This window comes from Roseobacter ponti, assembly GCF_012932215.1.
GTDB classification, from domain to species: Bacteria; Pseudomonadota; Alphaproteobacteria; order Rhodobacterales; family Rhodobacteraceae; genus Roseobacter; species Roseobacter ponti.
In genome coordinates, this window is sequence record NZ_CP048788.1 from 1,360,081 (window position 1) to 1,370,392 (window position 10,312).

The 10,312-nt window shown below is 62.2% G+C and carries 10 protein-coding genes; 8 read left to right on the forward strand and 2 right to left on the reverse strand.

Annotated elements, in window-relative coordinates:
* Positions 1-27 precede the first annotated feature (27 nt).
* From G3256_RS06540 to G3256_RS06550, 3 genes are all read left to right on the forward strand, one after another.
* Positions 28-1,224, forward strand: a complete 1,197-nt coding sequence (locus tag G3256_RS06540; RefSeq protein WP_169640051.1) for a DegT/DnrJ/EryC1/StrS family aminotransferase — start codon at positions 28-30, stop codon at positions 1,222-1,224.
* Positions 1,225-1,396: 172 nt separating this feature from the next.
* Positions 1,397-2,560, forward strand: a complete 1,164-nt coding sequence (locus G3256_RS06545) for an acyl-CoA dehydrogenase family protein (protein ID WP_169640052.1) — start codon at positions 1,397-1,399, stop codon at positions 2,558-2,560.
* A gap of 10 nt (positions 2,561-2,570) precedes the next feature.
* A complete protein-coding gene (locus tag G3256_RS06550; protein ID WP_169640053.1) occupies positions 2,571-2,891 on the forward strand; it encodes a hypothetical protein in 321 nt (106 codons plus the stop codon).
* Positions 2,892-2,967: 76 nt separating this feature from the next.
* On the opposite strand, the gene G3256_RS06555 is transcribed toward G3256_RS06550, so the two are convergent.
* Positions 2,968-3,351 carry a hypothetical protein gene (locus G3256_RS06555; protein WP_169640054.1) on the reverse strand — a complete coding sequence of 128 codons (384 nt, stop codon included), beginning with the start codon at positions 3,349-3,351 and terminating at the stop codon, positions 2,968-2,970.
* Positions 3,352-3,572: 221 nt separating this feature from the next.
* Here G3256_RS06555 and G3256_RS06560 point away from each other — a divergent pair, with 221 nt between their 5' ends.
* Genes G3256_RS06560 through G3256_RS06580 form a run of 5 tightly spaced genes read left to right on the forward strand, consistent with a single transcriptional unit; the run spans position 3,573 to position 9,521 of the window.
* Entirely contained in the window at positions 3,573-5,177 is a 1,605-nt protein-coding gene (locus G3256_RS06560) for a carboxyl transferase domain-containing protein (RefSeq protein ID WP_169640055.1), read from the forward strand.
* A gap of 44 nt (positions 5,178-5,221) precedes the next feature.
* Positions 5,222-7,162, forward strand: a complete 1,941-nt coding sequence (locus G3256_RS06565; RefSeq protein ID WP_169640056.1) for an ATP-binding protein — start codon at positions 5,222-5,224, stop codon at positions 7,160-7,162.
* Positions 7,159-7,824: a glutathione S-transferase family protein gene (locus G3256_RS06570; RefSeq protein ID WP_169640057.1), complete on the forward strand. Its 666-nt coding sequence runs from the start codon at positions 7,159-7,161 to the stop codon at positions 7,822-7,824. Before G3256_RS06565 ends, G3256_RS06570 begins: the two co-directional genes overlap by 4 nt.
* Before the next feature lie 31 nt (positions 7,825-7,855).
* On the forward strand, positions 7,856-8,713 hold the full coding sequence (locus G3256_RS06575; protein ID WP_169640058.1) for a hydroxymethylglutaryl-CoA lyase: 858 nt from the start codon (positions 7,856-7,858) through the stop codon (positions 8,711-8,713).
* A gap of 25 nt (positions 8,714-8,738) precedes the next feature.
* Positions 8,739-9,521: a crotonase/enoyl-CoA hydratase family protein gene (locus G3256_RS06580; protein ID WP_169640059.1), complete on the forward strand. Its 783-nt coding sequence runs from the start codon at positions 8,739-8,741 to the stop codon at positions 9,519-9,521.
* Positions 9,522-9,681: 160 nt separating this feature from the next.
* Here G3256_RS06580 and G3256_RS06585 read toward each other — a convergent pair whose 3' ends face one another.
* Positions 9,682-10,176 (reverse strand): fasciclin domain-containing protein, encoded by a 495-nt coding sequence (locus G3256_RS06585; protein ID WP_169640060.1) that lies wholly within the window; start codon positions 10,174-10,176, stop codon positions 9,682-9,684.
* Between the last annotated feature and the right edge of the window lie 136 nt (positions 10,177-10,312).

Sequence of the window (10,312 nt, forward strand, 5' to 3'; positions counted from 1 at the left end):
ACTCGCGGCTGTATCATGGAGCCTTTAATGAGCGAAGTTTTCAAAGGCAGTTTCACCCAGCAGGAAGCCATCCCTGAAGCAGGGATAGAGGCCGCCATCAGGGTCATGCGGCATGGCCGGCTGCACCGGTACAACACGGTCCCGGGCGAGCTCAGCGAAACGGCGCTTCTGGAACAGGAATTCGCGCAGTCGGTGGGCGCGAAGTACTGCATCGCGGTCGCCTCGGGCGGGTATGCCATGGCCACGGCGCTCCGGGCGATCGGCGTCAGGCCGGGCGACCGGGTGCTTTCCAACGCTTTCACCCTGGCGCCGGTACCGGGTGCTGTTGCGGCGGTGTCGGCCGTGCCGGTATTTGTCGGTGTCACGCCCTCGCTGACCATTGACCTTGATGATCTTGAGGCAAAGTCCGGCGACGCAAAAGTGCTGCTGCTGAGCCATATGCGCGGGCATATCTGTGACATGGACCGCCTGATGGCGATCTGCAACAGCGCCGGGATTACCGTCATCGAGGATTGCGCGCATACCATGGGCGCGGCCTGGAAAGGCGTGCCCTCGGGCCGGTTCGGCACGGTGGGTTGTTACTCATGCCAGACGTACAAACATGTGAACTCCGGTGAGGGCGGTTTCTTTGTCACGGACGACGCAGAGGTCGCTGCGAGGGCGGTGATCCTGTCGGGGTCTTACATGCTCTACGAACGCCATCTTGCGGCGCCGCCGAAAGAAGCCTTTGAGACGGTTCGCTATGAAACGCCGAATATCTCGGGCCGGATGGACAACCTGCGCGCGGCGATCCTGCGTCCGCAGATCGCGGCTCTTGCAACACAGTGCGCGCGGTGGAATGCGCTTTACCGCCGGCTTGAAAGCGGGTTGCGAGGTACGCCGGGGCTGGAGGTCATCGAACGCCCGGAACAAGAGACAATCGTAGGCTCATCCATCCAGTTTCTCCTGACCGACTGGCCGGCGGAGCGCATCCGCGATGTGATCGCACGCTGTGCAGCGCGCGGTGTCGAGCTTAAGTGGTTCGGCGCCCGCGAACCCGTGGGCTTTACCAGCCGCTATGACAGCTGGCGCTATGCGCCCGCCGCCCCGATGCCCGCCAGCGACCGTATTCTGGACGGTATTGTCGATATGCGCGTGCCGCTGACCTTCTCGGAAGAGGACTGTGAGCTGATTGCGCGGATTATACGCGCAGAGGTCGGCGCTGTCTGGCAGGACGCGGCCTGACCCGGCGGCGTGCTGGCGCGGGCCCGCACATTTCATTCCACAGATCCGGGCCCTGCCGGCGCCCGGAAGGTGGCCGGAGCAGAGGACCGCGCTTGACCGGTTCAGGAGAGCGCAGTAAGATATGAACGGTTGTTCAATAAAAAGATCCGGAACATGAGGGAGGCCCGTTGCGATGTTTAATGCGACGATGCAGTTTGATCTTGGCGAAGATGTAAATGCGCTGCGGGATATGGTTCATCGCTGGGCGCAGGACCGGGTGGCACCGATGGCCGCTCAGATCGACAGCGATAATGCCTTTCCGTCGGAGCTCTGGCCCGAGATGGGCGAACTGGGGCTTCTGGGGATCACAGTAGACGAGGCCTGGGGCGGGGCCGGTATGTCCTATCTGGCGCATACGGTTGCGATCGAGGAAATCGCACGGGCCAGCGCCTCTGTGTCTTTGTCTTACGGTGCACATTCAAATCTCTGCGTGAACCAGATCAAGCTGAACGGCACCAGCGCGCAGAAAGAAAAATATCTGCCGGGCCTGATATCAGGAGCACAGGTGGGCGCGCTGGCCATGTCTGAAGCCGGGGCGGGGTCTGACGTGGTCTCGATGAAGCTGCGTGCGGAAAAGCGCAACGACCATTACCGTCTGAACGGTACGAAATACTGGATTACCAACGGACCGGATGCCTCTACGCTTGTCGTTTACGCCAAAACCGACCCTGATGCCGGATCAAAAGGCATCACGGCCTTTCTGATCGAAAAGGAGATGACGGGGTTTTCGACCTCTTCCCATTTCGACAAGCTCGGTATGCGCGGCTCGAACACGGCAGAGCTGGTGTTTGAGGACGTGGAAGTGCCCTTTGAGAACGTGCTGGGCGAGGAGGGGCGCGGTGTCGCCGTTCTTATGTCCGGGCTTGACTATGAGCGTGTGGTTCTGGCCGGCATCGGCACGGGCATCATGGCGGCCTGTCTGGACGCGATCATGCCCTATCTGTCCGAGCGCAAACAGTTCGGACAGCCGATCGGCAGCTTCCAGCTGATGCAGGGCAAGATCGCTGATATGTACACCGCGATGAATTCAGCACGCGCGTATGTCTATGAGGTGGCCAAGGCCTGTGACCGCGGAGATGTGACCCGCCAGGATGCCGCCGCCTGCTGTCTTTATGCTTCCGAAGAGGCGATGAAACAGGCGCATCAGGCCGTGCAGGCCATGGGTGGTGCCGGTTTCATGAGTGACAGCCCGGTTTCGCGTCTTTTCCGGGATGCCAAGCTGATGGAGATCGGTGCCGGCACCTCTGAAATCCGCCGCATGCTGGTGGGGCGGGAAATGATGAGCGCAATGACCTGAGGAGGCCGAGATGCCGCGATGGCTCTGGTTTACACCGCTTGCCCTGCTGATTGGCGCGACGGGTATCATCGGCTTCCGTCTTGGACTGACGGCGGCAACGGTAACGGAGACTGATGTGATTGAAGCCATTGCCGCGGAATATATGACGGCAGCAGGCAAGGGTGCCGCGCGCACCGATTGCGCCGCACGACCGGGCAGCACGCGAGGTGTCTGGATCCGTGTGCGGTGTCTGAGCCCTGAAGGCGTCTGGTTCGACTATGCTGCAGACCGCTTCGGCAGTCTGGTCGACGTCCCGGCGCACCAGAAACCGGATGCGGAGCTGAACATATGATAAGTGCTCTGTCATCGCCGTCTTTCGGCCTGCGCATCGCCGGAGGGGCCTTCCTCCACCGAAAGCCCTGCCCGGATTACAGAAGATGAGGTGAGGCAACAATCTGATGAACATCTTCCCACAAAATTCGGCCGGGTCGGCGGGCCCGCCGCTCAACGACCCCGCAGCCGACGTCATTGAGCAGCCAGGCCATATAGCGCGCGCGGGTCACGTGATCTCCGGCTGTGTCACGAAACCAGCAGACGCCACTGATTTCACCACGCCTGCCTGGCCGGTACCACAACCGGTCCGGGCAGTTCAGATGCGTGTTGAACCAGTCGCGCAGTCGCAGCAACTCGCTGATCTGCCAGGACAGGGTGGCATGCGGCCCGTCAAAGAGCACATCGCCTGCCGCGCAGAAAATACCTTCATTGGTGCGCGAACACGGGTCGCGCACCTCCGTTTCGAACCGGATGAACATAGGGCGTTTCCACGCAGTGCGCGGACCTTTCGTTGCGAAGAAAAACGGAAAACGACAGTTGAGGGCCTGAAAATTCAGGCCGGGCTGTCGGTCAGCTTTTGGAACTCACAACGTAAAACACCGGTTCTGCCTCTGCGGGTGGACGACCGTGTTACGGCTTGCAGGCTCAGCGATCAACCGTCGGTTTGCGAACAGTCTGTTTGCGTACAGGGGATAATTACATGAAGCTTCAATCCAGCGCCCTGCCGGCTTCGGAGGTCTTTCAGGCCAATCGAAAGGCGCACCTCGAGGCCCTTGCAGAGGTCACCTCAGCCGCAGAGGTGGCGGCGCTTGGCGGCGGTGAAAAATCGCGCGAACGCCATGTCAGCCGTGGCAAAATGCTGCCCCGGGACCGTGTGGCGGGATTGCTTGATCCCGGCAGCCCGTTTCTTGAAGTCGGGGCAACAGCGGCGCACGGGCTTTACGGCGGTGCCGCCCCCTGTGCGGGCGTCATCGCCGGTGTCGGGCGGGTCGAAGGGCAGGACGTCATGGTCGTCTGCAACGACGCCACGGTGAAGGGCGGTACTTATTATCCGATGACGGTGAAAAAACACCTGCGCGCTCAGGAAATCGCGCAGGAAAACCATCTGCCCTGCATCTATCTGGTGGACAGCGGCGGGGCCAATCTCCCCAACCAGGATGAGGTGTTCCCGGACCGGGACCACTTCGGACGGATTTTCTATAACCAGGCGCGGATGAGTGCCATGGGCATTCCGCAGATCGCTGTCGTGATGGGTTCCTGCACGGCGGGCGGGGCCTATGTGCCGGCGATGTCGGATGTGTCGGTGATCGTCAAAAACCAGGGCACGATCTTTCTGGCCGGCCCCCCGCTGGTCAAAGCCGCCACCGGCGAGGTTGTCAGCGCCGAAGATCTGGGCGGGGGGGATGTGCACACGCGGCTCAGTGGTGTTGCGGATTATCTCGCCGAAGACGATGCTCACGCCCTGGCGCTCGCGCGCCGGGCCGTACGGTCGCTTAACCGGCGCCGGCCTGAAAGCGTGGATTTTGCGCCGTCAGAAGAGCCCGCGTATGACCCTGAAGAAATCCTGGGCGTGGTGCCTGCTGATCTGCGCACGCCCTACGATATCCGTGAGGTGATCGCGCGTCTCGTCGACGGGTCACGCTTTGACGAATTCAAAGCGCGGTTCGGCGAGACACTGGTCACCGGCTTTTCCCATATCCGTGGCTGTCCGGTGGGCATAATCGCCAACAACGGCGTGCTTTTCTCGGACTCCGCGCAAAAGGGTGCGCATTTCGTTGAGCTCTGTTCGCAACGTAAAACGCCGCTGGTTTTTCTGCAGAACATCACCGGGTTTATGGTCGGGCGGAAGTATGAAAACGAAGGTATCGCGCGGCACGGGGCCAAGATGGTTACGGCCGTTGCCTCGACCAGTGTGCCGAAAATCACGATGCTGGTGGGCGGCTCTTTCGGGGCCGGAAATTACGGCATGGCCGGGCGTGCCTACAGTCCGCGGTTTATGTGGACCTGGCCCAATTCGCGCATTTCGGTGATGGGCGGTGCCCAGGCCGCGGGCGTGCTGGCGACCGTTAAACGCGATGCGATTGAGCGGTCGGGCGGAGCCTGGAGCACAGAGGATGAGGCTGCGTTCAAACAGCCGACCATTGATATGTTCGCGGAACAGAGCCATCCGCTTTATGCCTCGGCAAGGCTCTGGGATGACGGCATCATCGATCCGCGCAAGAGCCGTGATGTGCTGGATCTGTCGCTGCGCGCGGCGCTGAACGCACCGATTGAGGAGACACGCTTTGGCGTTTTCCGGATGTAGCGCAGAGCACGCAGAGAGCCGGTGCCGCGCCGGGGGAGCAAGATATGTTTAAGACGATCCTGATCGCAAACCGCGGCGAAATCGCCTGCCGGGTCATCGCAACGGCGCGTAGCTCAGGGGTCAGCACGGTGGCCGTTTATTCAGACGCTGACAGTGCTGCAGAACATGTCCGACTTGCAGACAGAGCCGTGCATATCGGCGGATCCGCACCCTCGGAAAGCTATCTGCGCGGCGATCGGATTATCGAAGCTGCTCTTGCGACAGGCGCTGAGGCGATCCACCCGGGGTACGGGTTTCTGAGTGAAAATCCCGGTTTCGTGGAGGCAGTGGAGGCCGCGGGTCTGGTCTTTATCGGGCCGTCGGCGGATGCAATCCGCGCGATGGGTCTGAAAGACGCGGCCAAAGCGCTGATGGCTGCGGCCGGCGTCCCGGTTGTGCCGGGCTATCACGGCGCGGATCAGGACGATGACCTGCTGGCGCGCGAGGCCGCAGTGATCGGTTATCCGGTGCTGATCAAGGCCGTCGCGGGTGGTGGCGGCAAGGGCATGCGCCTGGTGGAAGGGCCGGGAGATTTCGCGCGGGCGCTCGCCTCAGCACGGTCCGAGGCGAAGACGGCGTTCGGCAATGCAGATGTGCTGGTCGAGAAGTTCGTGACCGCGCCCCGTCACATCGAGGTGCAGGTTTTCGGCGATGGCAGCCGCGCGGTACATCTTTTTGAGCGCGACTGCTCGCTGCAGCGGCGCCATCAGAAGGTCATCGAAGAGGCGCCCGCACCCGGGATGACCGCAGAGATGCGCGAGGCCATGGGTGCCGCGGCGGTGCGGGCCGCCGAAGCCATCGGATACAGCGGCGCCGGCACCGTCGAATTCATCGTGGACGGCTCTGAGGGGCTGAGGCCTGATCGATTCTGGTTCATGGAGATGAACACCCGCCTGCAGGTCGAGCACCCGGTGACCGAAGCCATCACCGGCGTGGATCTGGTGGAATGGCAGCTGCGTGTGGCCTCGGGTGATCCGCTGCCCGCGGTTCAGGAGGAACTGAGCATCAGCGGCCATGCCTTTGAGGCGCGGCTTTATGCCGAGGATGTGCCGGCGGGCTTTCTGCCGGCGACCGGCACGCTGACCCATCTGGCTTTTCCCTCCCGTGTCCGGGCCGACAGCGGGGTGCGGTCGGGCAGCACGATCAGCCCGTTTTACGACCCTATGATTGCCAAGATCGTGGTGCACGGGTCTGACCGGACGGCAGCGCTGAGCAGTCTGGCACGCGGGCTGGCAGAGACGGAAGTGGCGGGTCTGGTGACCAACCTCGCGTTTCTCGAAGCACTGACGAGACACGAAGGATTTGCTCGTGGCGAGGTCGATACCGGGCTGATTGCCCGCGACATTGTGATGCTGACCCAACCGCCTGAGGTCCGGCCGGAACACCTGATTGCGGCGGGAATGGCCGCGCTCGGGCTCGACACTCCGGCTGCTGATGCGGGGTTTGCCCTCTGGCAGCCGCTCAGGCACAGCGTGTCGTTGCGGCAGGACGATGCAGTATTCACCCTGGGCGTCCGGGTCACTGATGCGGACAACCAGATCTGGACGGTGGATGATCAGGAAATCCGCGTCCTGCGGCGCCACGAAGTGTGGCGATGCAATGACCGCCCTCTGCCGGGCACAGCGCAGAGCGGCAGAACCGTCACCGTCTTTGACGCCTGCGGGCTGGCGTTTGAGCATATCGATCCGCTGGATCAGGCGGGCGGTACGGCCGGAGACGGCAACCTCATCGAGGCGCCGATGCCCGGGCTGGTGCGCAGCATTGACGCTGAGATCGGCCGCGACGTGAAAGCAGGCGACCGGCTTGCCGTGCTGGAAGCAATGAAAATGGAACACGCGCTGCTCGCTGCGCGGGACGGTGTTGTGGCTGAAATTCTGGCCAAAGCGGGTGATCAGGTTGAGGCGGGTGCCGCACTGATCCGGCTCGAAGCGGAAGACGACGCATGATTACGCTGCACCACTGTCCTCAGACCCGGTCGATGCGCAGTCTCTGGCTGCTGCACGAACTCGAAGAGCCGTTTCAGCTGCGCAGCTATCCCTTTGACCGCACGCTCCGCAGCGCTGAGTTTCTGACCCTGTCGCCGGCGGGACGCGTGCCTGCGCTTGAGATTGATGGCGAGCGCATGTTCGAGACCGGTGCGATCACCGAGTATCTCTGCGAGCGTTTCAGCCCGGAACGTCTGGGGCGGATGCCGGGCACGCCTGAGCGCATGCCCTGGCTTGTCTGGCTGCATTTTGCCGAGACGCTGAGCCAGCATACCGCCGCCCTGACCCAGCAGCATATCGCCCTTTACGAAGACCATATGCGCAGCCCGGTTGTGATGAAGCTGGAAGCGGCACGTATCGCTAAATGCTATGATGCCATTGAGGCCCGGCTTGATGATGCGCCGGGCGCGCGCGATTATCTGCTGACGGGCGGCTTTTCCGCGGCGGATATTTCGGTGGGCCAGGCTGTCTATATGGCGCGGCATTTTGCAAAGATCGATGACTACCCCGCTCTGTCCGGCTGGTACGCCCGCATCACCGATCGCGAGAGCTTTCGCGCGGCCCTTCCGGACGGGGACGGCATTTATACGCGTGACTTTTACCCGCCCTGGACGCCAGAGTGATGGCGGACGTGCTGATTTGGGAGGATTTGCCGTGAGTCTCGGACCCTGTGAGATATTTGAGGTCGGCCCGCGCGACGGGCTGCAGAACGAAGCGCGCGAGATCCCTGTCGCGGAAAAGGTGGCGCTGATCGATCAGCTGAGCAGTGCTGGTTTCAGCCGGATCGAGATCGCCTCGTTCGTCTCACCGGCGCGGGTGCCACAGATGGCGGGTTCTGCCGATGTGCTGGCCGGCATTACGCGTGCGCCCGGCGTGCGCTATGCCGCGCTGACACCGAACATGCGCGGCTACACCGATGCGCTTGCTGCCGGTGCGGATGAGATAGCGGTCTTCGCCTCGGCCTCTGAAGGCTTCTCGCAGGCCAACATTAACGCAGGCATCGACGAAAGCATCGAGCGCTTTGCCCCGGTCCTCGAAGAGGCGCGCCATATCGATCTGCCGGTCCGCGGGTATGTATCCTGTGTCGTTGAATGCCCGTATGACGGGCCGGTTTCGCCGGCCGCTGTGGCAAAGGTCGCCGACCGGCTTTTTGCAATGGGCTGTTATGAGATCAGCCTTGGTGACACGATCGGAGCAGGCACTCCGGATAAGATCGCGCGGATGCTGCTGGCAGTGCGCGATGTGGTGCCGGCCGGGCGTCTGGCCGGGCACTATCATGACACCAACGGCCGTGCGATGGAGAATATTGATGCCTCGCTCAGCATGGGAGTACGGGTGTTTGACGCCGCGGTGGGTGGTCTGGGCGGCTGCCCCTTTGCGCCCGGTTCGGCGGGTAATGTGGCGACAGAGGCCGTGGCGGCACATCTCGCGGCACTCGGCTATGACACCGGGCTGGACATCGACACGATTGAAAAGGCAGCCACAATGGCCCGCGCCATGCGCGCAGTCTGACACCGGCCTTATCAGGGGACTGCAGATGTTTGATACACTGACGCTGAAGACCGACGCACGCGGGGTTGCGACGCTGACACTGAACCGGCCCGACAAGCATAACGCGATGTCTGCGCAGATGCTTGAGGATCTCACGCAGGCAGCCGTCACACTGGGCGCGGACGACACGGTGCGTGTTGTTGTGCTGACCGGTGCGGGGCCGTCGTTCTGTGCGGGCGGCGATCTGGGCTGGATGCGTGCGCAGATGTCGATGGATGCGCAGACACGCACGGCAGAGGCGCGCAAACTGGCGACGATGCTGGACGCGCTCAACACATTACCGAAACCGCTGATCGGCGCGCTGCAGGGCAATGCTTTCGGGGGAGGGGTGGGTCTCGCCTGCGTCTGCGATGTGGCCATTGCAGCCGGGAGCGCCAGGTTCGGTCTGACAGAGACGCGACTGGGTCTTATTCCGGCGACTATCGGCCCCTATGTGATCGCGCGCATGGGCGAGGGCCGGGCACGGCGTGTGTTCATGTCTGGCCGGATTTTCGACGCCGCAGAGGCTGTTGATCTGGGCATCCTTGCGCGGGCTGTGCCTGCGGCAGAGCTTGAGGAGGCGGTGGACCGTGAGGTGAAACCCTATCTCAGCTGCGCGCCAGGTGCAGTGGCCGCGGCAAAAAAGCTGGCCCGCGATCTGGGGCCGCGGATTGATGCCGCGCTGATTGATCACACCATCGCCGCACTCGCCGAGCGATGGGACGGTGCAGAGGCCGTGGAAGGGATTGATGCTTTCTTTGCAAAACGCAAACCGGCGTGGACGGTGTAACCACCTTTTACGGATCTGCTGAGACCGGCAACGGCATAAGAGTTTCGGTGGCACCGGGTGCGGCTTAAGTGCACCGAAAGACCGGCAAAGGAGCAGGTCACGAAAAAAAATCCGCGGACCCGGGGCCCGCGGATTTGCTTCAGACTGGTGTAAACCGGTCTTACTTCGGCAGCAGCACAGTGTCGATCACGTGGATCACACCGTTTGTCGCAACGATATCGGCGGTTGTGACGTTGGCGCTGTTCACTTTCACGCCACCGCCTGTGCCGTCGACGTGAATGGTCTGGCCCTGAACGGTTGCAACATTTGTGCGCGCGCCTGTGACGTCAGCGGCGGAAACGGCACCCGGAATTACGTGATATGTGAGGACTTTGACCAGCTGGTCTTTGTTCTCCGGCAGAAGCAGGCTGTCGACGGTGCCGGCAGGCAGCTTTGCAAAAGCGGCATTGGTCGGTGCGAAGACAGTGAACGGTCCTTCGCTTTTGAGGGTCTCAACCAGACCGGCGGCCTGAACAGCGGCAACAAGTGTGCTGAAATCTTCGTTGGAGGCTGCAATATCGACAATGTCGCCGCCCTGGTTTGCGGTTGTGCACGCTGCGATGAATGCGAGCGCGCCGGCGGCGATTGTGGATTTAAGTGCAAAGCGTCTGTTCATGTCTTAACCTCTGGTCTGTTGACCGCGTGACCCGGGGGCCGGGTTTTTCCTGCGGTGGTCGTATATTAAAGGTACACACAGGTTACGGCGCGTGCCGCAGCGTGGATCATAAATCGCGGAAAAGGCTTTGGAACCC